We start from the raw sequence: 22,672 nt of genomic DNA on the forward strand, positions 1-22,672 counted from the left end.
CCTCCGCCCGCGCCGCCGCCACCGCCGCGCTTCCCGGACTGGCTGGCTCAGGGCACCCGCCCCCCCGACATCGACGTCCACGTCTGGAATGGCATGGGTGAGCAGTTCCAGAAGCAATACATCCAGGCCGAGCGGGAGAAGGCCGTGGCGAAGGACTGGCCGCCGCCGGAGTTCGATGTCACCGGCCCCCCACCCCCGTTCATCGATGCGATGACATGGGGACACCTGTCGAGCGAGGGCCGGAAGGCCCTCTTCCAGCAGCAGTGGCAGGCCGCCGTGCGCGAGCAGACGAACCTTCTCTTCGCGCCCGGTGGCGTGCCCCCTGGAGGCACGGTCGTGGAGCATCCATTCCTCGGAGTGGACAGCGACCTGGGCCGGGGAAAGACGGGCCTGTGGCTCGACCTCGCCTTGAACCCGAACCCAGCTGCTGACGGCGCGCAGTATCTCAACCTCTCGAAGGTGCTCGGTCCCGGCTGGCCCGTGGAGAACTACAACCTGTGCGGTCCGCTCGCCGTGGGTGGCTCACTCGGCCTGGACCCGCGGCAGGCCCTCACCGCCTTCAGCAACGACACGGTCGTGAACGGCGCGTATGCACTCTCGGAGGGTTTGACCACCGTGGGAACCCAGCTGGTCGACATGTACGAGGTCGAGGGCTGGACGGCGGAGGCCTCGTCGCTCGACAACAAGCCGCCGCATGAGATGGCGCGGCTCATCTCCGAGGGCAAGCAGCTCATCGCCCTGGTGAACATCGATACCAAGGGCGCGGACGGGATGCTGAAGTCCTTCGGCGACAGCACGAAGAAGGTCGCGCATTGGGTCAACGTGCTCGCGGTCGAGCAGACGGGTAGCGGCGACTGGATGGTGCGTGTGTACAACCCGTACGAGAACCGCGAGGAGGTCTACCCATGGACCGACTTCCACGCCTCCTGGAGCAAGACCGGTGTGGAGGTCCAGGTGGAGAAGACGGAGGAGGAGAAGACAGAGGCAGAGAAGGCGATGAACGCGCCGGTCTACAAGACGGTCTACGACTTCAACCATGCCTACGGCATCGTCGTCGCCACGCCGCCGGACAAGTGAGGCACGAGGAAGCCGCAGAACGCGGCGTCCGTGCGCAGTGTTGAGGGTGAGGGCTGAAGCGGAGGGGCCGAGGAGGGCCGCAGACGGGAGCCGCCCGAGCAGTACTCCAGGGGTGCGGAAGCCGCGCGGCCCCTTCGGGGACACGTCGGCCCTGGCCGCGCAGGGGCTTGGACCTGTTGGCTCTGACTTGAGCCTCAACACCCCGCGGCCTGATGTGGCCCTCGCGCCGGGGTCCGCCTCGCACCTGCCGTGGGCAGGCCGCGGCCGGGGGCGGGGCTACCTGTACGACCGAGTGGCGGACACGTGGAAGCTGGACAACGGCACGGCGCACATCACCACCGCGGCCCTGTGCGCGCTGGCGAGCACGACGGGCCAGGCTCTTCCTTCCACGGCAAGCCCGTCGAAGCCGTGCCGCGTCCCGAACACCTGTACCCAGAGGGGCTCAGCCCCTACCGGCTATGGCGCGTCGTTGCGATTCGTGGGGCCCGAGGTGGAAGGGCGTATCAGTGTCCAGACGGGGACGTAGCACTCGCCCTTGTACACAAAGCCGGCTGCGGCTTCGCAATCCTTCAAATCCACAATCAACCTCGCCCAGCAGCCGCCATTGATTGCAACCAGGCTCTTGCCGGGACATCGTCCGTCGCGATCGGGCTTACGCTGCTTTGGGAAGGGCGTCGGCGGCAACTCAGCCCGGATGGCCGGCCACATGGAAGGGACTTGCGCGGGCGCGACTGGCGCCGTCAGCGCGGCGTCTCCGACGGCGACCGTGCCTCCATCCTTCACCTCTTCCCCCTCCGCGCGGTGCGTCTTCTCGGACGGCTCGACGAAGCGCGTGCTCAGGAGCGCTCCCGCACCCAGGGCCAGTGAGGCACCGATGCTGGCCGCCACGAACCAGGGCCGCCTCACCACGCCAGGAGGTGGCCGCACCGTGACGCGCTGGACCGGAGGAAAGAGCCCCGCGGGCCTCGCCTCCTCCCCGGTGAAGAGAGGCACATCCGCATCAGGCCCCGCCTCGCGTGCGGCCTGCTCCAGCGCTCCGGCCACCTCCCTCGCACTGCCACGCGCCTCCGGTTGGGGCAAGAGCATCCGGGACACCAGGGCGCTCAGTTCCGCAACGCAGCGGGCGTTGCTCGTGCTGGCCGTCCAGAGCGCCAGCCTCTTCGAGTGCCACAGCCAGGTGTCCTCGGCCTGCGGAGACGCCGAGGGCGGGTACTTGCCGGTAACGAGCCGATAGGCAGTGACACCCAGGGCGAAGAGGTCATCGGCGGGGCCGGGCGCATAGGCGACGGTGGGAGGCTTGCTGGAGCCCAGCACGAAGCGCCAAGCCTCGGGAGCGCGGTAGGCGGGAGTGCCGGGAGGAAACGGCTGCCACGTCAACGTGGAGGCGCCCAGGTGGTGCCCCGAGCCGAAGTCCATGAGGAAGGGCCGTCCGTCAGCACGTTGCACTCGGACGTTTTCGCCCTTCACATCCCGGTGGACGCCTCCGGCGGCATGGGTGACCTCCAGTGCCCGCGCCAGCCCGGCGAGGAGGTGGAGCACCTGCCGTGACGACGGGCGCTGCGCCACGGCCCAGTCATAGAGGGGCACACCCTCGATCCACTCCATGACGAGCCAGGCGTAGGACACGCCGTCGCGGGGCCGCCATTGTCCGTGGTCGTAGAGGCGCGGAACAGCGGGATGGCGGACGCGGGAGAGCAGCTCGGCCTCACGCACGAAGCGGGCATCGCCGGGGTACAGGGCCAGCTTGAGAGCCACGATGCCCGGAATCTCCTCCACGCTCTCGGCCCGGTAGACAACGCCATAGGTGCCCCGGCCGCGCTGCTCCAGCAGACGCCACCGGCCGATGGAAGTCCCCGGGGGCAGGCTTGCCGGCTTGAGGTCGTCGGACTCCATGCGTTGCCTCGTAGGCGGTCCATTCCGCGTACGCCCAGGCTACTCGCAAGGTCCTCGCCGCCCCAAGCCATCCGCCAGGTGGACCGTGGCATACCGGGGTGAGCGGCTGCCACAGCGGGCTGGATTCCGGGCCCGGGTCCTCCTCGGAGATGGTCTCGCAGTGCATCTCTCCGGGCCCGGAGACGCTCACCCACTTGTTCTTCGAGGCCCGCTTGAACACGCGCTCGAACCGAGTGTGGATGACCGAGCAGGCGTTTCCTGGCTCAACGAGCACATCACGCATCGCCGAGACAACGCAGTCGGAGGTATTGCACTCGCACCCTCAAGAGCGAGGCCCGCTCGCGCTCAAGGTCGACTCGCTTGGACGGGTACCCCCACACCATGGAATGTTGACTTCTGGCCTCTCGCGCCCATTGGCAAACCGTGACGCCGCGCGCAATGAAGGAGCAGGACATGAATCTTTGTCGTTGAGCTAGAATTGGCTGAACGAAACCCTTCAACGAAAATGGTTAGCGTTCGTTCGGTGGCGATCAGCCTTCCGAAAGGAATTGGCCCACGCTTGCTGTTGCCAGCTTTGGCCATCTAGTCTGCTGACACCATGCCTACCCCGCCCATCCGATTCCCGGCGCTCGCGCCCTTGCTCGCCCTGTGGTTGGTGATTTCCGGTTGCCAATCTTCATCCACTGACTCGACATTGCCACCTGATGACCCTGGAGCAGATGCCTTGGGGACGTCCTCCAGCTCGGTTTACGGATTTAGTAACTCCTACCTGAAGAACATCCAGCCCTTTGGCGCGAAAGGGAATGCCGCGCTCACCATCCAAGACTACATGGACAAGATCGAGGATTTGCAGGAGTTCACGGAAGAATACAATGAATGTGCCGAGAGCGGGTTCCAGGAGTCCGGATGCTCTGCCCGTGACTTGACATGGAATGGCATCTGCATGCTCTTCGGCTGGACCGTTGACGACTTACTCATCTTCAATCCCGGGATTCCGTATGACAAGTTGTGCAACGGAGAGCCCTCGCTCAAGTGCTGCAAGTACGATGCTGACAATCAAAATTATTGTCACACTGCGTTCAATACGGAGGCCCCCATCAACTGCGAAGGCAATTGGACGGTGCCCAATCCAAAATCGTTCGGTGAGTGTCTCAGGCACAATCCAGACTCTCCTGGCTGCCTTTGCGACTACCTGCCTGCGTGCACTACTGGGACGGTCCGACACATCGAGATTGCCACCGACTGGCGCTTCAACAGACTAGGCAAAACGCTCGCCGCCACCATCCAGGACGGGCTCACCCGCAGTCGGTCTGACGCCTTCGTCGACCATGAGGGCGGGCTCATCCGCAATCAGCCTGGCGCCTTCGTCGACTATGTCAGCTTTGTCGGGTTCCGCCCGCACCGCCGAGTGATACAGCAGGCTGCTCCCTTTGCGAAACCGGATGAGTTCCCCAGCGGTTACTCCCTGAGCGAGAGGTACCATGCCAATGACAATGACCCGGATGCCCGCTATCTGCGCGGCTTGACGACGCTTGCGGTGCAGCGTGTTTTCGCTGGCATCCCCAACCTCCAGGCACGGTGGGACTACATCGCGTCGCGCCATTGGACAGCGGAAACCAAGGCTGCGTATCTGGCCAATGTCCCGAATCCTGATGACAAGCTGCAACAGTGCGTCGGAGCCTTCGGCCTCGCGATGCTGCAGCAGGCCCAGCCGGATACCTATGCGTTGTTGACGGTACCGCTCCCCGGAGAGGCGCAGCCTGACTGTACGCCCGGCTGGGTCGGGGGGGCCGCGGTGGGGAGCGCTCCGACAGTGGTCATGGAGAAGAGCGTCGCGGGGGCAGTGGTCACGGTTGCCCCCACCATCGATGACCCTAATGCCAGTGACAATCCCGAGGGCGCCTATGCGGTATCCCTGGACTGGGGTGACGGACGAATCGAGGGGCGGGTGTTCCTGTCGGGAAGCTCACCCGCCGAGGCATACTCTCATACCTATGAGGTGGCGGGCACCTATTCCATTCGAATGAGTGTCATCAACACCGCGGGACTCATGGGGCACGCCACGGCCGAAGTTTCGGTGGCCGAAGGCTCGGGTCAGCCCGTGGCTCGCTCCGTCGAGACCGTCCAGTTCGAGCTCGAGGCCTCCGTCATAGCTCGCACCCACGGGCGGGTGCGTGTGGACGTATCCGCCGTGGACAGGCAGGGCGAGGAGCACTCCCTGGGCTATCTCTGGACGGAACTGGCCGGACCCTCAGGTACCCTTGTCACGCTTCCCTTGAATGAGGTCATGCCGTTCCGGGACCTCACGGACATCGCGACCCTGCGTCTGAAGCCCAGACACTTTGATGTCGCCAACCTCGGTTCGCGTGAACTGCTCTTGAAGGGCGTGAAGCTTCAGCTGCATGGGGTGGCAGGGCCAACTTCCTACCCGCTGACGAACAGGGACGTCAGTATCTACGTGGCAGGCGCCACTACCCCGGTGGCGCCGCTCATGGAGGTTGGGACGGGGAAGCTGAAGCTTCCTATCCAGGACGCGGAAATCGTCATCCGTGTGCCGGAGGGGAGCACCCCTGCTCCCTCCAGCGCATATGACTGCCGCCCGGTTCAGACTGAGACGCCCTTGATGCGCAGTGCGGGCGGGGGGTGTGAGGACATTGCCACGGGTCTCGTTTTCATCCAACTGCCCGGAGTGAGGACGTGGCACGAGGCCGTGTGGGATTCGATGCTGGAGGGCAATGCGCCCTCCGATGAACATGACCAGGGGCGTGTCAACGACTACCCGGGCAACTATCCGGCGCCCGGGCCAGACAGCTCCTGGGTCAACGCGTGTCATGAGCTGGTCCAGGGCGGGTACGCGGATTGGCGGTTGCCCTCCGAGAAGGAACTCCTGGTCATTGCTGGCGCCACTCGCGCGGGAGTGTACCTGCCCTATGACATGGCAAGCTTCGTCTGGACTTCCAGCAGCGCGGATGCCCCCTCGGGCGTCTTGCGCCATCTGGGATCGGCAGCCAGGACCACGGCGGCGAAGGCCACGGCACAATACCCCACCGTCTGTGTGCGCAGCCCTCCTCCACCTCCGAGGCATGACTGCCGACCCCAGACTGATGGAAGTGCCCTCTTCATCTCCTCCGAGGGCGGGTGCATGGACACGCGGGCTGGCGGTCTCGTCTGGAGCAAGCCATCCGTCTCCCCGAAGAGCTGGCACGCCGCCGTCTGGGGCTCGGAACTGGAGGGCAATGATGCGCCAGATGCAGTCGACGGTATTCGACGGAATGATTATGCCGAGGCGACGATTCCTGGGGTGCCCGATAGCTCCAAGGAGAACTTCTGCCATTCCCTGGTGGAGGGAGGGTACCAGGACTGGCGCCTGCCGACGGTGACGGAACTGTTGGCGGTGAAGGGGACGGCGCTAGCGGGGAAGTACTTCCACTACGACCTTACCGAGACCTTCTGGACCGCCAACACCGCCACGGCGACGACGTACGCCACCGCAGTGACACTTGGCGACGCTCGGGGCAACGCGACAATCTTGAAGACGCTCCACCACCGGGTGGTCTGTGTCCGTGTTCCGTCCACGCTCCAGGCCGTGGATCTGATCCCCACGGCGTTCACCGCGCCTTCCGCCATGGGTACCCAGAGCAGCGTAACCTTCACATGGACGGTCAAGAACCAGGGGGCGAAGGAGGCAACACCGAGCTGGCGAGACAGCGTCTATCTATCCAGTGATGCTGTTCTCAGCGCTGACGACCGCTTGGTGACAGAGCAACAGCGCACATTGGCAGTGGGGGTCGGTGCGACCTATTCCGTCACGAAAATAGCGACCCTGCCTGCCGCACCCGCTGGCCAGCACTATTTCCTCTTGCGAACCGACAGTTCCGCTTCAAAAGAAGAGGTGGATGACGCCAACAACACGTCAGCTGCCATCGCGGTCAAGCTCACCGCCCCCAATCTGGTCCCTCTCTCGTTCACGGTGCCGGCTTTGGGCGCGAATGGTGAGGCGCTTCCCATGTCATGGACCGTCAGGAATGACGGCGCTGCGGTAGCGAATGGCAGATGGTACGACAAGGTCTACCTCTCCACGGATGAGACATGGGATGCCGCGGATGCATTGGTAGGAGAGGTCGCACGCACCAACCAGGCTCTCGCGGCTTCGGAAAGCTACGTCGTCAACGTGGCCTTGCAGCTCCCCAAGCTGTCGGCTGAGGGCCCTGCTCATCTGATTCTCATGCTCGATCAAAACGGGGAACTCGTGGAGACGGATGACGTGAATTCCTACGTTGTTCCTATTTCAGTCAATCGGCCAGACCTGGTTGCCGAAGTGTTTACAGCGCCTGGCATGGCCGCGACAGGAGAGCCGATTGCGCTCTCCTGGACAGTCAGCAACATCGGGTCGGGCACTGCTCACGGCCAGTGGTACACGAGCGGTACAGACAGCTACCGCTGGTACGACAAGGTCTATCTGTCCATGGATGCGAAATGGGACGCGGCCGACGCTCTCGTGGGGGAGGTGGCACGCAGCAACGCGCCGTTGGCGGCGGGCACCAGCTACACCGTCAACGCCACGCTGCAGTTGCCCAAGGTCTACGCCGAGGGCGCCGCCTACCTGCTGGTCATGGCCGACATGAATGGCGACATCGGCGAGCGGGACGAGGCCAACAACGCCTTTGCCGTGCCCTTCACCGTCAGCCATCCGGACCTCGTGGTTGCGTCCTTCACCGCGCCTGGCATGGCCGCGACAGGAGAGCCGATTGCGCTCTCCTGGACGGTCAACAACGTCGGGTCGGGCACCGCTCACGGCCAGTGGTACACGAGCGGTACGGACAGCTACCGCTGGTACGACAAGGTCTATCTGTCCATGGATGCGAAGTGGGACGCGGCCGACTCCTTCGTGGGGGAGGTGGTTCGCAGCAACGCGCCGCTGGCGGCGGGCGCCAGCTACACCGTCAACGCCGCGCTGCAGTTGCCCAAGGTCTACGCCGAGGGCGCCGCCTACCTGCTGGTCATGGCCGACATGAATGGCGACATCGGCGAGCGGGACGAGGCCAACAACGCCTTTGCCGTGCCCTTCACCGTCAGCCGCTCGGACCTCGTGGTTGCGTCCTTCACCGGGCCTGACGTGGCTGCGCCAGGAGAGCAGGTTTCGCTCTCCTGGACGGTCAGCAACGTCGGGCCGGGCACCGCTCACGGTCAGTGGTACACGAGCGGTACGGACAGCTACCGCTGGTACGACAAGGTCTATCTGTCCATGGATACGAAGTGGGACGCGGCCGACTCCTTCGTGGGGGAGGCGGTTCGCAGCAACGCGCCGCTGGCGGCAGGCACCAGCTACACCACCAACGCCTCGTTGCGGCTGCCAGGAACGGTGGCCACGGGTTCTTGGCATCTCATCATCATCGTCGACCAGAATGGGGATATCAGCGAGCGAGACGAGATGAACAATGCCCGGCCCTTCATATTGACCATCGGAGGCAGTCAGTCCGTGGAGCGGGGTCGAATTCGAGCATATGGCGTGGGGGAAGCGTTGGGGGCTGAGCCGCATCTCAACGTCGAGGCCATCGTCCCTTGATGCAGTGACCTGCGGGCCGCTCAAGCTGACAGAGCGCCGGAGGAGGAGCCCTGAGGGCAATTCTTCCGCCGCGCCGTGGTTGCGGTATACCCACCTCGCGCAGCGCGGTGCAGCAGCTTGAGCGGCCTGTACCCTCCTCGGCCAGGTTCCCGGGGAAGTCACGCCGAGAACGCGATGAACCAAAAGAGGAGACCCCGCATGAAGACAACAGCCTTTCTCCTGACAATGCTCGTGTCGGCGGTCGCATCAGCGCAGCAGAAACCAACGACGGGCTACGCGCCGGTCAACGGCCTCAAGATGTACTACGAAGTCCACGGAAGCGGCGATCCGGTGGTGTTGCTCCACGGCTCGTTCATGACCATTTCAAACAACTGGCCCCAGTGGATCCGCGAACTTTCCAAGACGCGGAAGGTGATTGCCGTGGAAATGCAGGGCCACGGGCGCACGGCCGACATCAAACGCGATTTCAGCTATGAAAACCTCGCCGACGATGTCGCCGCGTTGCTCGACTACCTGAAAATCCCAAGCGCGGACCTCATCGGTTACAGCATGGGGGGCGGCGTCGCGATGCAGTGTGCCATCCGCCATCCCAAGAAAGTGCGTAAGGTCGTCAGCATTTCGGCCGTGTTCCGCCACGACGGCTGGGTCAAGGAAGCACTCGACGCGTTCCCGAAACTGACGGCGGAAGCCCTCAAAGGCTCGCCCATCGAAGCCGAATACAAGAAACTGAGCCCGACGCCCAACGAGTTCCCGAATTTCATCAAGCGCGCCATCGCGATGGATTTGAAACCGTACGACTTCGGCGCCGACAAGCTCAAGGCCACCCAAGCGCCGATGTTCTTCATCCACGGCGATGCCGACGGCGTACGGCTCGAGCACATCTCGGAGATGTTCCGCCTGAAGGGCGACGAGATTTTCGGCGACATGCGGCCACGTTCAGCATCGAGATTGGCCATCTTGCCCAACACGACCCACATCACGCTGATGGAGCGCGTGTCCGTCATTGTCCCGATGGTGAACGACTTCTTCGATGCAAAGCCGCAAAGGCAATGAGGAAATCCAGCGTTGTGGTTTGACTCCCTTGGGGCGGTTGGGGCCTGCAGTCCGTGCTCTATCCCTCCTCTCCACGGCAGCGCATCCTGGCCGCCCTGCTCCAGCACGCTGAAGGCGCCCACGTAGGAGATGGACTCGGGGAGGCGGGCGCCGTCCCCCGGAGTGCTTCTTGGCCGCTCGCGCTGTTCGCCCCCGTGAGGGTGTTCTACAACCGCGGAGACAACCACTGGATTCACCCGCCCCTCGCAGCGGGTGTCCCCCTCCAGTATGGAACGCGCATGACTCGCTCGACCTCATCTCCGGACTTCGATCCTCAACTGGCGCCCCTCCTCTCTCCGCTGGAGGGGTATGTCCCCTTGAAGATGACGCTGGAGCAGCTCGAACACTTCCGCCGGCTGAGCCACGTGACCCGGGAAGACCTGCTTGGGGACGCGCAGGTCACCTGCGTTGACTACAGCATCCCCGGGTATCAGGGGGCCGACATCGTGGTCTCGGTCATTACCCGGAAAGACCACTCGGCTCCCGGGCCCGCCGTCTATCACATCCATGGTGGCGGCATGGTGATGGGTACCCGCTTCGCTGGGGCGAAACCGTTGGTGGAGTGGGCGCTCCGCCATGATGCGGTCTGTGTGACCGTCGAGTACCGGCTGGCGCCCGAGCATCCCGCACCAACCCTGGTGGAGGACTGCTACGCCGGGCTGACGTGGATGGCGGAGCACGCGAACATGCTGCGGTTCGATCCAAACCAGCTCGTCATCTTCGGCGGGAGCGGCGGTGGCGGGCTCGCGGCGGGAACCACGCTTCTGGCTCGGGACCGGCAGGGCCCTCGGCTGCTGGGCCAGCTTCTGCAATGCCCGATGTTGGATGACCGGAACGAGACAGACTCCGCGCATCGGTACGATGGCGTCGGAGTCTGGGACCGAACCAGCAATCTGACCGCCTGGCACGCCGTGCTGGGAGCCCGCTGCGGCGGACCCGATGTGTCTCCCTATTCCGCGCCCGCGCGTGCCTCGGACTTGAGCCGTCTGCCCCCCACCTTCATCGACGTTGGGGGAGCGGAGACGTTTCGAGATGAAGCCGTCGCCTATGCGCACCGGATCCTGGCGGCGGGGGGTGAATGCGAGCTGCACGTCTGGGGTGGAGCCTTCCATGGCTTCTATGACATCGCTCCGCGGTCGGAGCTGGCACGGGCGTGCATCGCGGCGCGGGATTCGTGGCTCGCACGGATGTTCGCCCGCGGCGCCATGAATCCACGCGCCCCGTGACAACGATGCCTCAGCGGACTGCTGGCTGGCCGTGGACCTGGGGCTTGTGCCTTCCGAGGACGTAGACGCCTACAGGCAGGTCGCGGGGTCCTTGCAAGAGTACGTCAACTGAAAGACCGCGTGGGGGCGCCCATCCGGAGCCACCTCGCAGCGAACCTCCTGCCCGACCCCGTTGCAGTAACCCGCGGGACAGGCGGCCGCGGCCGCGGCAAACGCCTGTTCCCGCGCGGTCTCCATGGCACGCTCACACCGGAACGGGGAATAAGCACTCTTCGTGACGGTGTACCGGTCGCTGCCGCAGACACACGGTGGAGGGCAGTAGGTGTAGCGAAAATCGCACGACACCCAGCCGCCATTCTCGCTCCCGGCATCACAGATTCCGATGGAGGAACTACAGGAAACGGGCGCGGCTCCCGGACATTGGCGAGTCGCCGAACAGGACAGCGCGGCCTCGGTCGTTCCGAGCACCAGTTCGTCCTCTCCCGGCTCCCCCACATTGCAGGCGGTCAGGGCCACGACAACCAGCAAGACACCACGGCGATAGAGTCCGTCGAAAGAGATTGGCATCTCATGGACCCTACTGTTCGCGAAGCCCTGGCGACCATCGTGGGAAGCCACAAGCGTCTACTCAGGACGTGAAGGTCTCCAGAGGGAGCCGACCGAGGCGCTCGCGCTTCAGCAAGGCGGGCTGGCGTGCCGCGGGTCAGGGGTCCGCCGCGTACCGGAGCTTCATCCGGTTGATGGGACCGGCGGCCCCGGCCCGATTCACCGCCCGCACCTCGAGGGTGTTGAGCCCCGCGTGCAGCTTCAGGGGCACCGTGTCCCCAGGCACCCGCTTCCACTCACCTCCGTCCACCCGCAGCTCGTAGTGCGCGAACCAGGGCATGCCCTGCTGGAAGGTGAGCGTGTAGTCCGGCCGGGCGGCGAACCGTGGCCGCTTGCTCAGGAACTGCTGCTCGGTGGTGATGCCGTGCTCCCGAATGACATCGATGAACGGGCGCGCGTTGTTGTACGTGAACAGCACCTGGGTGTGATTGAGCGGGAAGTAGAGTTCCCTCGGGTCGTCGGTGAAGAGCAGGCCGTCGATGGGGAGCCCCTGGAAGGTCGCGAACTGCCCCTTGCCCTCGAGCGGCAGTATCAGCGAGGCCTTCTTCCCCTCCCGCTGGTAGGGGATCTCCATGTAGCCGAAGTAGTGGCCGATGAACGCCCGGTACTGCTTCTCGAGCTCCTCCGGCGTCGTCTTGTGGCGCTCCACGAAGCGCGGAGAGGGAGTGAAGCGGATCTCGTTGAACCGGCCCTCGCGCTTGAGCTGGTACATCTCGTGGAAGCTCAGGTAGCGCCCCTCGTGGGTGGCGGCCATGCTGAACTGCGGGTCGATGAAGATCCACTTGTCCAGCGTGTTGGACCAGACCTCGGACGCCACGTGGCCCTGCCCGAAGCCCCCGTAGGCCGCATCCACCGACTTGATGCCGAGCCGCCGCGACGGGTAGCCCAGCGACAACAACAGGTCCGACACCACCGTGCCGTACTCCACGCACCGGTAGCGCTGCCCCTGCTCCACGTTCTGGAGGATCTGGAACGACGACGTACCCGGCGGGGGCTGGTTCAGCCCGTCATGGTCCCACTGGATGCTCACCCACTCGAGCGCGGCGAAGATGAGCTCCGGATCCGCGCGGCCCAAGAGGTCCACCTGCTTCAGGACGTGGTCGCGGAGCTGGCGGAGCTCGGGCGAGTCGGGACTCTCGGGCAGCCTCAGGGTGCGGTAGCCGTCGTCCAGCTTGAGGTTGGAGGACTCGACGATGGAGATCTTCTGGAGCGGGCCGGGAGTGGCACTGGACGCGGGGGCGCCGGCGAGCGCGACCGGCGCGGTGCCCAGCAGGGCGAGCAGGACGGTCAGGGATGCGGAGCGTTGCATGGTCCCCCTTCTACGCCCCCCCGCCCAGGGTGATTGCCCGCGGTGCGCTGCGCCGTGATGAGCACGCCTTCGCTTCCGCATGAGCCCCGCAGCAGGCCGTACACGCGCTGACGCACATGCTCGCCTCCCCCGCTCCCGCTTGGGGGAGCTGCTGCACTGCCAGGAAGGCGCGCGGGCCGGCACCCACCACCGACGAGTACCTTCTGAGCGCCCGCGGTGGGCGGACCGGGGAGCACGTTCCCAGGCGCGGCGGCCCCCTCGCCGAGGGGAACTCTGAGAGTTTTCTCAGGATGCCTTCAAGTGATGTGCGCGTGCTCTCTCTAGGGTGCGCCACATCATGTGGGTGCTCCTCGTCACGATTCTTGCCTCGGCTCCCGCGTCCGGCCTTCCACCGCTGACCTTCGAGGAGGCCCAGGCCCAGGCCGCGCAGGCCGCCCTGCCCGCCAGTCTGGCGCGCGCCGTGGAGACGCGACGTGTCTGGGATGCCCGGCTCCCGGCGCTCGCGGCCAATCCGACGCTCAGTGTGATTCCCGGGTGGCGAGCCCAGCCGGACGGCTCGGGACTCGAGCTGACGGTGGGGGTGGAGCAGCCGCTCTTCCTGTCGAACCTGGCGGGGGCGCAGCGCGACGCGGCGCGTGCGGAGACACACGCCGCCGAGAAGGAGGCCGTGGCCGTGCTGTTGGACCGCCGCCTGGAGGTCGCGCGGGCGTGGCTGGCGCTGTGGGCCGCGCAGCAGGCCGCCGCCTCGGCCGAGCACGAGGCGGAGCTCGCGGAGACGCTCCGGAAGTCCATGGTGGAGGCCCTGGCTCTCGGGGGCGCCACCCGGCTGGAGGTGGCGGAGGCCGAGGGCTTCGAGGCGGAGGCACGGCTTGCCCGTCTGTCCCGGGACGCCGAGGTGATGCAGGCGCGGCTCTCCCTGGCCGTGCTGCTGGGCCGTCCTCCTGGCGCGCCGCTGGTGGCCGCGGAGGCCTTGCCCGTGGTGGCGCTGCCACCTGCCTCCGAGGAGGCGCGGTGGCTGGCGCGGGCGGGCGAACTGCCGGAGGCGGAAGCACGGCGGCTGCTCGGCGCGGCGGAGCGGGCGCGGGCGGCGGAGGCGCGGGCGGAGCGGGGCTGGCAGGTGACAGTCGGGGCGCAGGGCGTGCGCGAGTACTATGGAGGCTTCAGCGGGCTGCTGACGGTGGGCGTGACAGCGCCCGTGTTCGATTCGGGGCAGCGCGCGCGGGGGGCCCTGCTGGCCGCGGCCGAGCGCCTGGACGGCGAGGCGCGCGAAGCCGCGGTGCGCGCCGCCGCGGAGCTGGCCCTGGCCTTTCACGAGCGGGAGCACGCCGACGCGCAGTTGGTGCTCGTCGAGAAGTCCCTGGTGCCCTCGGCGGAGGAAGCGGCGCGGCTGGCCGAGGTGCTGTTGCGCGCGGGCCAGAGCACGCTGCCCGATGTCCTTCGCGCCCGCCGTGCCCGCGCCGCCGCCAACGCGCGGCTCGCGTTCGCCCGCGGCGAGGCCTCGCTCGCCGCGGCCCGTCTCCACCTCCTCCTTTCCGCCCTGCCATGACGCTCTTCGTCCGACGCCTCGTCACCGTGCCGCTGCTCGTCCTGGGGACGGCCTGCACCTCGAATCCCCCCGCCACGGACGCTCCCGCTTCCGAGCCCGCACCGCGGGCCTCCGCGCCCTCCGCCTGGGTGCCGGTGCGGGCCGCGTCGCGCGTGGCCCTGGTCGAGGCGCCAGCGGTGGTGCTCTCCGGTCCGGACGCCACCGCGGCGTTGACGGCGCCGTTTCGCGCGCGCGTCCAACAGGTCCGCGCCCGCCCCGGCCAGAAGGTCGAACAGGGGGCGCCGCTCATCGAGGTGCTGATGCCCGAGGTGGTGGAGGCCGCGGGCGCCGCCAGCGCGGCCGCGCTCCGGCTGGAGGCCTACTCACGACAGGTGGAGCGCCTGGAGGCGTTGCATGCCCAGGGCCTGGCGAAGCTGCCCGAGCTGGCGGAGGCCCAGACGCAACAGGCGGAGGCCCGTGCCGCCCTGGTGGCCGCGCACGCCGTCCTGCGCGTGGCGGGCATCGCGCCGGGTGAGGCTCGCGGTGTGGCCGAGCGGGGCACCGTCTGGCTGAAGAGCCCGATTGCCGGCGTCGTCACCGAGGTGCGCGCGGTGCTGGGCGAGACGCAGCCGGAGGCCAGCGCGGCCCTGGCGCGAGTGGCGGCGGACGGACCGGCGCGCCTGGAGGCCCGGTTGTCGGTCCGGCCTCCCGAGGGCGCGACCTTCGCCTTCGTCTCGTCCCTGGGCCCGCCCACGCCGGTGCGGCTGGTGGGCCAGTCCCCGCAGGTGGACGCGGCGGACGGCACCTGGCGCGCGTGGTTCGAGCCGGAGGACGGCGTCGTCCTGCGCGCGGGCCTGGGAGGCCGCCTGCGCATTCACGCCGCGGCGGGCGAGGACACCGTCCTGGTGCCCGCGCGGGCCCTGGCCTTCGAGAACGAGCGCACCCTCGTCCTCGTGCGCGGTGGCGATGGACGGCCGGTGCGTCGAGACGTGGAGGTGCTCGCCACGTCGGGGGCCGAGGCGCTGGTGAAGGGCGCGGTGTCCGTCCGGGACGCCGTCGCCGCGGATGGCGCGGTGTTCCTCCTGGATGCCCAAGGCCAGGAGGGCGCGGGTGGGAGTGGGGTGGCGCCGTGATTGAAGCCGTCGTCCGCCTGTCGGTGCGGCACCGGGCCTGGGTGCTCACCTTGACGGGAATGCTCGCGCTCGCGGGCCTGGCGGTGTCGCTCCACCTGGAGCTGGACGCGATGCCGGACATCACCACCAACCAGGTGCTCGTCCTCACGCGCGCGCCCGGCCTCACGCCCGAGGAGGTGGAGCGCCTGGTGACGCGGCCCGTGGAGGTGGCCCTGGGCGGCATGCCCGGGCTGGAGGCGCAGCGCAGCCTGTCGCGCTACGGGCTCTCTTCCGTGACGGCCGTGTTCGCCGACGACGTGGACCCCTACCGGGCCCGGCAGTTGGTGCAGGAGCGCCTCAACGTGCTGGGCGCGTCGCTGCCGCCGGGCGTCGACCCGCCGGAGCTGGGCCCGCTCACCGGTGGCCTGGGCGAGGTGTTCCACTTCACGCTGTCGTCGCCGGAGCGCACCGCGGCGCAGTTGCTCGAGCTGACGCAGCTCCGCGTGGCGCCCCGCTTGCGCTCGGTGTCCGGCGTGGTGGAGGTCAACAGCTGGGGCGGCCAGCAGCGCACGCTGGAGGTTCGCGCGGACGCGGTCCGGCTGGCCCAGCGGGGCGTGACGCTGGCGCAGCTGCGGGACGCCCTGGAGCGCGCCACGGGCAGCGCGCCCGGCGCGAGCCTGCCGGTGGGTGAGCGTCATGTCCTGATTCGCGCGGTGGCGAGGCCTCGGGCGCCGGCGGACCTGGCCGAGGCGCTGATTCCCCGGGCCGGGGCGCCCGCCGTGCGTCTGGGGGACGTGGCCGAGGTGACGGAGGGCGCGCTGCCCCGCATCGGCAGCGCCACCGCCAACGGCCGCGGCGAGACGGTGTACGTCATGGTGCAGATGCTGCGGGACGCCAACGCGCTCGCGGTGACGGGAGACATCTCCGCCGCGCTGCCCGAGGTGCGGGCCCTGCTGCCGGAGGACGTGCGCCTGGACGTCGTCTATGACCGCGCCACGCTGGTGCGCGGCACCGTGCGAACGGTGGCCAAGAACCTGCTGGAAGGCGGCCTGCTCGTCGTGGGCGTGCTGTTCCTGTTGCTGGGGAGCGTGCGCGCCGGCCTGCTCGTCGCGTCCGCCATTCCCCTGTCCATGCTGGGGGCCACCGCCGCCATGGTGGCGCTCGACATTCCCGGCAATCTGATGAGCCTGGGCGCCATCGACTTCGGCCTGCTGGTGGACGGCGCGGTGGTGATGGTGGAAGGCCTGTTCCACCGCCTGGCCCACCTGACGCCCGAGGAGAAACGACGCGAGCCCCGGGAGCACGTCGAGGAGACGGCCGTGTCGCTGGCCCGGCCCGTCTTCTTCTCCGTGCTCATCATCCTGCTGGTGTACCTGCCCATCCTGTCCCTGCGAGGGGTGGACGGGAAGATGTTCCGGCCCATGGCCATGACGGTCGTCTTCGCGCTGGCCACCGCGCTCCTGCTGTCGCTGACCTTCATCCCCGCCGCCGCGAGCTGGCTGATTCGTCCCGAGCACGTCCCCGCGCGCGAGCCGCTGCTGGTCCGCTGGTTCGAGCGGCTGTATGCGCCGGTGCTCGGACGAAGCGTGCGCTCACGCCTTCCCGTGGCGGCCGTCGCCGTGTTCCTGCTGGGCGTGGGCGGCTGGCTGTTCGCCCGCGCGGGGACGGAGTTCACGCCGCAGCTGGATGAGGGCGACATGGTCATCCAGACCACCCGTGTGCCGGACATCAGCCTGGAGGCCGCGGTGAGCGAGGCGGGCCGGATGGAGCGCACGCTGCTCGAAGCCATCCCGGAGGTGCGGCAGGTCGTCTCGCGCGTGGGAAGCCCCGCGGTGGCCACCGACATCATGGGCCTGGAGATGGCGGACGTCTTCGTGTCGCTGGCGCCTCGCGACGCATGGCGGCCAGGGCTCACCCGTGAGTCGCTCATCGCGGAGATGGAGCAGGTGCTCGACGCGCGCGCGCCGGGCGGTGAGCCGTCCTTCACCCAGCCCATCCAGATGCGCTTCAACGAGCTGCTGGGCGGCGCGGTGACGGACGTGGCGCTCAGCATCTATGGCGAGGACCTGGGCGAGCTGAGCCGGCTGGCGCGCCGGGCCGCGGCGATGTTGCGCGAGGAGCCTGGCGCGGTGGACGTGCGCGTCCTCGCTCCACCGGAGGTGCCGCTCTTCGAGGTGACGCCCCGTCCGCTGGACTCGGCGCGCGCGGGGCTGGGCGCGGTCGACGTGCTGGAGGCGGTGCGCGCGGTCCGCACTGGGGTGGAGGTGGGCGCCACCTGGGACGGCGCGGTGCGCGTCCCCATCGTCCTGCGGTTGACGGGCGCGCCCGACGCCTTCTCGCTCGCCAACCTGCCCGTTCCCACGGACACGGGCGGCCTGGTTCCGCTGTCCCGCGTGGCGGACGTGCGCCTGACGTCCTCGCCTGGGTTGGTGAGCCGGGAGGGCGGGCAGCGCCGGCTGGTGGTGGGCTTCAACGTCCGCGGCGCGGACCTGGGCACCGTGGTGGGGCGGGCCCGGGCGCGGGTGGAGCAGGCGCTCGCTCCGCCGGATGGCTACCGGCTCGAATGGGGCGGCCAGTACGAGACCTTGACGGAGGCGCGGCAAAGGCTTTCGCTGGTGCTTCCCGCCGTGGCCCTCCTCATCTTCGCCGTGCTGCTGTTCGCCTTCCGCCACCTTCGCCCCGCGCTGGCCATCTTCGCCAACGTCCCCTTCGCGTGCGTGGGCGGCATGATGGCGCTGGCGGCCCGGGACCTGCCCGTGTCCATCTCCGCCGCGGTGGGCTTCATCGCGCTGTCCGGCATCGCGGTGCTCAACGGCGTGGTGCTGATGTCGCGCGAGCAGCGGCTCGAAGCGGAGGGCCACGCGCCCGCGGAGGCCGTGGTGCTGGCGGCGCGAGAGCGGGCCCGGCCCGTGTTGATGACGGCGCTGGTGGCGGCGCTGGGCTTCATTCCCATGATGCTTGCCCGGGGCGTGGGCGCGGAGGTGCAGCGGCCCCTGGCCACGGTGGTGGTGGGTGGGCTCGTCACCTCCACCTTGCTGACCCTGGTCATCCTCCCCACGCTCTACCCCTGGTTCGCGGGCGGGCGAGGGGCCCAGACCCGGGCATGATGGCGCGAAGGGTGGTGCCGTGAGGCTGTTGCTGGTGGAAGACGAGGAGCGCATGGCGAAACTCCTCCGGCGGGGCCTCGGGGAGGAGGGCCACCTCGTGGACTCCTGCCGCACCGCGGAGGACGCGCTCGACCAGGCGGGCGAGGTGGCCTACGACGCCATCATCCTCGACTGGGCCTTGCCCGGCATGGACGGCGTGGCGCTGCTGCGGCGCTGGCGCGAGCGCGGCTTGATGACGCCGGTGCTGATGCTCACCGCTCGCGGCACGGTGGGTGAGCGGGTGACGGGCCTGCGCGCCGGCGCGGACGACTACCTGGTGAAGCCCTTCGCTTTCGAGGAGCTGCTCGCGCGCCTGGAGGCGCTCCATCGTCGCGCGGAGGGCCAGGCCCAGTCCTGGAGCGTGGGCCCCATCCACATCGACGCCCGGCGTCGCACGCTGCGGTGTGGCGACCGTGAGGTGACGCTGACGGGCCGCGAGTTCGCCCTGCTGGGGGAGTTCGCCTCCCGCGCGGGCGAGGTCCACACCCGCTCCAGCCTGCTGGCGAAGGTGTGGGGCCCCAGCTTCGACGGGCCGCCCAACATCGTGGACGTCTACGTGGGCTATGTGCGCACGAAGCTGACGGAGGTGGAGGCGGGGGGCGTGTCCATCCAGGCGGTGCGTGGGGTGGGCTTCCGGTTGGTGGTCGAGGGCTCGCGGTGAGGCTGGTCCGCCGGATGTGGCTGTGGGGCGCGGTGGTGCCCGTGGTGGCGGTGGCCGCCGCGCTGGGCATGGCCGTCCAGGTGTTTCGCGTGGTGCTCGAACGCGCCATGGACGAGGCCCTCCTGTCCCAGGCCGCCGCGGAGAGCGTGAGCCTCTTCGACGCCCCGGACGGGCGCCCGCACCTGCATGTGGAGCCGTCCCCACTGGCGGGAGCGGTGCGCGCCTTCGTGCCCGCCACGCGGCTCTACGGGCCGGATGGGACGCTGCTTGGCGTCTTCCCCCCCGAATCTCCCACCGTCTCCGAACGGGTGTTGCCGGATGACGGGCCCACGTCACGGCTGGAGACGCGAAGCGTCGGCAAGGGGCTGCGGCTGCGCGTGCTGACGGTGCAGGTGCGCTCGCCGGAAGGCGTGCCGCACGTGCTTCAACTGATGGCGTCCCTGGGGACGGTGGACCAGGCGGTGGGCACCTTCTCCTCCGTGGCCACGGTGCTGGCGCTCCTGCTGGGCGGCGTGCTGATTGGCATCCAGGGCTGGCAGGCGAAGGGGCTCGCGCGGCGGCTGCACGGCATCGCGGACCAGGTGGCCCGCTCACGCGACGGCGGCATGATGGCGCCCGCGCCCGCGGATGAGCCTCGGGACGAAATCATGGAGGTGCGCCAGGCGCTGACGGAGGCCGCGTTGCGGGTGCGCGTGGCGCGGGAAGCGCAAGAGCGCCTCATCGCGCGAGCCGCGCACGAGCTGCGCACGCCCCTGGCGCTCATGCGCACCGGCCTGGACCTGGCGCTGCGGCGCGAGCGCGGCGCGGAGGAGCTGCGCACCGTCCTGGAGGAGAACCGGCGCGAGGTGGACCGGCTGTCCAACGTGGCGGATGCATTGCTGGAGCTGTCGGCGGCGGGCGGCGCGCTCGACGTCCAGCCGGGCGACTTGCGCGTCCTGCTGGACGAGGCCGTCGCGGGGGCCCGGGCCGAGGCGGACCTTCGCGGTGTGGCGCTGCGCGTGGTGGGCCCCGACGAGGCCGGCTGCCGGATGGACGCGATGGCGGTCCGGCGCGCGGTGGACAACCTGCTGGCGAACGCCCTCCGCTACGCGCCCCGAGGCTCCGAGGTGCGGCTGGAGCTGGCGCGCCGGGAGGCGCACTGGGAGGTCGCGGTCCAGGACGAGGGCCGGGGCATTCCCGAGACGCACCGGGAAGACGTCTTCACGCCCTTCCACCGCCTGGAGCGGGAGGCGGGCGGCGTGGGGCTGGGACTCAGCCTCGTGCGCGAGGTGGCTCGGGGGCACGGCGGCGACGCACGCATCGTGGAGAGCCCGGGCCCTGGCGCGCGCGTGCTGCTGACGCTCCCCGGGCCCTGAGCCCGGAGTGTTATCGGGTACCAGCCGTCGGGCTGCGCGTAGAGACCACCTTCCCCCCTGTCTCATCCGAGACCCGAGACCTACGACCCGCGTGTGACTGCGAGCGTGAGAACTTCGGCGTACAAGCTTGGACTCAATCCCTCACAAGCAGGAGGAGTCCATGCTCACGGCACGAACGCAATGGAAGGTCGGGCTGGCTGCGTTGCTCGCGGTCGTGGTCCTTGCTGCGCCTGGCGCGGTCGTGGCGGAGTCCCCACACGACTCCATCGCCCAGGCGCGTCAGCAGCCCCTGGGCAGCACCGTGACGGTGGTGGGCGTGGCGACGTCGTTCACCGGGGCCTTCTTCCCCAACGACAACGGCTTCGCCATCCAGGAGAAGAAGACCGGCATCTACATCCTCGACTCGCTCGACGCGGACATCCAGGTCGGCCAGGTGGTCCGGGTGACGGGCACGCTGACCCAGTCCTTCGGTCAAGTGCTCAGTGTCACTCCGACTTCCATCGAGGTGCTGGGCGAGGCGAACGAGCCTCCGCCCCACCCCGTGAAGACGGGCGACGTGAGCGAGGAGACAGAGGGCCGCCTCGTCCGCATCAAGGGCATCATCGTCAGCGACATCGAGGATGACCTTCCCTTCGGGTTCAAGTTCGCGGTGGACGACGGCACCGGCCCCACCTTCGTGTTCGTCAATTCCGGCACGGGCATCGACGTGAGCGGGCTGGAGCAGGGCCAGCGCGTCGTCATCCAGGGCGTCAGCGGAGAGTTCCTCGGGGAGTACGAAGTGGACCCCGTGTTCCAGGAGGACATCCGCGTCCTTCCGTCCCATTGAGTGGCCCCAGGACTCCCGGTGACGCACCGGAGGTCAGGGCAGCGACTCCAGGACGAGCCGCGAGAGGGCGTCGAAGTCCCCGTCGAAGTGGTGGCCCCCCTTCCGCGCCACCACGTGCCGGCCCTCCAGGGGCGGCAACCTCGGGCACAGGCTCTCCGAGGCCTCCCGCGTGCCATAGACGCACAGCAGCGGCGTGGCCCCCAGGGCCTCCACGTCCGGAAGCACGGGCAGGCTGGGGTGCTTGCCGATGCCGAAGAGGTCCGTGACGTGCACCTCGAACTCCGCCTGCTGCCCCGGGGCCAGGAGGACCACCAGCCGCAGCCGCTCGCGCAGCTCCGGCGGCAGGCGCGACGCGATGGCCGGCACCAAATCCGCCCCGCGCGAGTAGCCCACCAGCAGCACGCGCTGCCGTCCCCACGCGGGCAGGTAGTGCCGCAGTGCGCGCGCCACGTCCGACGCCGTCTCCTCCGGCGTGCGCCGCTTCCAGAAGTAGCGCAGCGAGTCCAGCACCACCGTGGGAATGCCCGCGTCGGACAGCGTCTTCGTCAGCGCCTTGTCCAGCGCGGCCATGCCGCCATCTCCCGTGACGAGGAAGGCCAGCGTGTCACCGCCGCCCTCCTTCGCGGGCACCTCCACCAACGGCAGGTCCTTCACCGCGTCGCCCGACAGGGGCGCCGGCGCGGAGCGGACGGAGGCCGCGTCATAGGCCGTCAGCAGCTGGGCCACGGAGCCCACCGGCACCAGCGCCTCGTGCCCTCCTTCCTTCGCGTCCACGGGCTTGCGCCCCGGCCCCGCGCAGAAGCGGACCTGCCGGGGCCGGGGTTCCATGCCCACCGCGCCGGTGAAGGTGCCAACGGGCGCCTGCGCCAGCGTGGCGTCCGCGAGCGCGGCGCCGACGCCCTCGCCCACCAGCGTCGGGGGGAGGTACTCCGGCAGGCCCGCGTGCTGCTGGTAGCCCTGGCTCAGCAACTCCAGGTCACCCGCCGGGTACGCACAGCGCTTCTCGCGCTCCAGCACACGCAGGTACGCGCTGGCGTCCACGGCGAGCACCAGGGCGCCACGCCCCGACAGCGCCGACGCGAGCCGTGCTCCACGCCCGCTTCCCGGCGGCCCCTCCGTCAGCAGCAGCGCCACCGACGCGGGCGGGCCCTGGGGCTTCGTCACGACCACCGTGCCCAGCCGGCCGAAGCTCGCGGTTTCGGTGCTCGCGGCCGGCGAAGCGGACGGGGTGCACATGCATGGCAGCATCCCCAGCAGCACGAGCCCTCCCTTCATGGA

At 68.7% G+C, this 22,672-nt stretch carries 13 protein-coding genes; 10 read left to right on the forward strand and 3 right to left on the reverse strand.

Annotated features, from left to right (window positions below; all coding sequences use genetic code 11):
* Positions 1-1,077: hypothetical protein (locus HG543_RS33900; protein ID WP_169349070.1), on the forward strand; the 1,077-nt coding region annotated here is incomplete at its 5' end.
* A gap of 456 nt (positions 1,078-1,533) precedes the next feature.
* Here HG543_RS33900 and HG543_RS33910 read toward each other — a convergent pair.
* Positions 1,534-2,970 (reverse strand): serine/threonine protein kinase, encoded by a 1,437-nt coding sequence (locus HG543_RS33910; protein WP_246357497.1) that lies wholly within the window; start codon positions 2,968-2,970, stop codon positions 1,534-1,536.
* 724 nt (positions 2,971-3,694) lie between these two features.
* Between HG543_RS33910 and HG543_RS33915 the strand changes: the two genes are divergently transcribed.
* The 3 genes from HG543_RS33915 to HG543_RS33925 all read left to right on the forward strand — a co-directional run bounded on the left by HG543_RS33915 (position 3,695) and on the right by HG543_RS33925 (position 10,854).
* Positions 3,695-8,536, forward strand: coding sequence for a CARDB domain-containing protein (locus HG543_RS33915; RefSeq protein ID WP_169349071.1), 4,842 nt, complete (start codon positions 3,695-3,697; stop codon positions 8,534-8,536).
* Positions 8,537-8,734: 198 nt separating this feature from the next.
* The gene (locus HG543_RS33920) at positions 8,735-9,589 is read left to right on the forward strand and encodes an alpha/beta fold hydrolase (protein ID WP_169349072.1); all 855 of its coding nucleotides are present in this window, start codon (positions 8,735-8,737) and stop codon (positions 9,587-9,589) included.
* A gap of 278 nt (positions 9,590-9,867) precedes the next feature.
* Positions 9,868-10,854, forward strand: a complete 987-nt coding sequence (locus HG543_RS33925; protein WP_169349073.1) for an alpha/beta hydrolase — start codon at positions 9,868-9,870, stop codon at positions 10,852-10,854.
* 703 nt (positions 10,855-11,557) lie between these two features.
* Here the strand turns inward: HG543_RS33925 and HG543_RS33930 are convergent.
* The gene (locus HG543_RS33930) at positions 11,558-12,769 is read right to left on the reverse strand and encodes a hypothetical protein (RefSeq protein ID WP_169349074.1); all 1,212 of its coding nucleotides are present in this window, start codon (positions 12,767-12,769) and stop codon (positions 11,558-11,560) included.
* A gap of 337 nt (positions 12,770-13,106) precedes the next feature.
* On the opposite strand from HG543_RS33930, the gene HG543_RS33935 reads away from it, so the two are divergent.
* From HG543_RS33935 to HG543_RS33960, 6 genes are all read left to right on the forward strand, one after another.
* Complete coding sequence (locus tag HG543_RS33935; protein ID WP_169349075.1) at positions 13,107-14,315, forward strand: TolC family protein; 1,209 nt, start codon at positions 13,107-13,109, stop codon at positions 14,313-14,315.
* On the forward strand, positions 14,312-15,427 hold the full coding sequence (locus tag HG543_RS33940) for an efflux RND transporter periplasmic adaptor subunit (RefSeq protein ID WP_169349076.1): 1,116 nt from the start codon (positions 14,312-14,314) through the stop codon (positions 15,425-15,427). Before HG543_RS33935 ends, HG543_RS33940 begins: the two co-directional genes overlap by 4 nt.
* The gene (locus HG543_RS33945) at positions 15,424-18,513 is read left to right on the forward strand and encodes a CusA/CzcA family heavy metal efflux RND transporter (RefSeq protein WP_169349077.1); all 3,090 of its coding nucleotides are present in this window, start codon (positions 15,424-15,426) and stop codon (positions 18,511-18,513) included. The genes HG543_RS33940 and HG543_RS33945 overlap by 4 nt, the downstream gene beginning before the upstream one ends.
* Before the next feature lie 19 nt (positions 18,514-18,532).
* On the forward strand, positions 18,533-19,213 hold the full coding sequence (locus HG543_RS33950) for a response regulator (RefSeq protein WP_169349078.1): 681 nt from the start codon (positions 18,533-18,535) through the stop codon (positions 19,211-19,213).
* Positions 19,210-20,568 (forward strand): ATP-binding protein, encoded by a 1,359-nt coding sequence (locus HG543_RS33955; protein ID WP_169349079.1) that lies wholly within the window; start codon positions 19,210-19,212, stop codon positions 20,566-20,568. Before HG543_RS33950 ends, HG543_RS33955 begins: the two co-directional genes overlap by 4 nt.
* Before the next feature lie 160 nt (positions 20,569-20,728).
* Entirely contained in the window at positions 20,729-21,394 is a 666-nt protein-coding gene (locus tag HG543_RS33960; RefSeq protein ID WP_169349080.1) for a single stranded DNA-binding domain-containing protein, read from the forward strand.
* A 33-nt stretch (positions 21,395-21,427) separates the two neighbouring features.
* Here HG543_RS33960 and HG543_RS33965 read toward each other — a convergent pair.
* On the reverse strand, positions 21,428-22,672 hold a 1,245-nt coding region (locus HG543_RS33965), incomplete at its 5' end, for an AcvB/VirJ family lysyl-phosphatidylglycerol hydrolase (RefSeq protein ID WP_343073511.1).

The organism is Pyxidicoccus fallax, from assembly GCF_012933655.1.
In the GTDB taxonomy this organism is placed as follows: domain Bacteria; phylum Myxococcota; class Myxococcia; order Myxococcales; family Myxococcaceae; genus Myxococcus; species Myxococcus fallax.

Bases quoted from the DNA above. Each gene is read 5' to 3' on its own strand.
- HG543_RS33910 (WP_246357497.1), bottom strand. From the start codon at position 2,970: ATGGAGTCCGACGACCTCAAGCCGGCAAGCCTGCCCCCGGGGACTTCC.
- HG543_RS33920 (WP_169349072.1), top strand. From the start codon at position 8,735: ATGAAGACAACAGCCTTTCTCCTGACAATGCTCGTGTCGGCGGTCGCA.
- HG543_RS33925 (WP_169349073.1), top strand. From the start codon at position 9,868: ATGACTCGCTCGACCTCATCTCCGGACTTCGATCCTCAACTGGCGCCC.
- HG543_RS33930 (WP_169349074.1), bottom strand. From the start codon at position 12,769: ATGCAACGCTCCGCATCCCTGACCGTCCTGCTCGCCCTGCTGGGCACC.
- HG543_RS33935 (WP_169349075.1), top strand. From the start codon at position 13,107: ATGTGGGTGCTCCTCGTCACGATTCTTGCCTCGGCTCCCGCGTCCGGC.
- HG543_RS33940 (WP_169349076.1), top strand. From the start codon at position 14,312: ATGACGCTCTTCGTCCGACGCCTCGTCACCGTGCCGCTGCTCGTCCTG.
- HG543_RS33960 (WP_169349080.1), top strand. From the start codon at position 20,729: ATGCTCACGGCACGAACGCAATGGAAGGTCGGGCTGGCTGCGTTGCTC.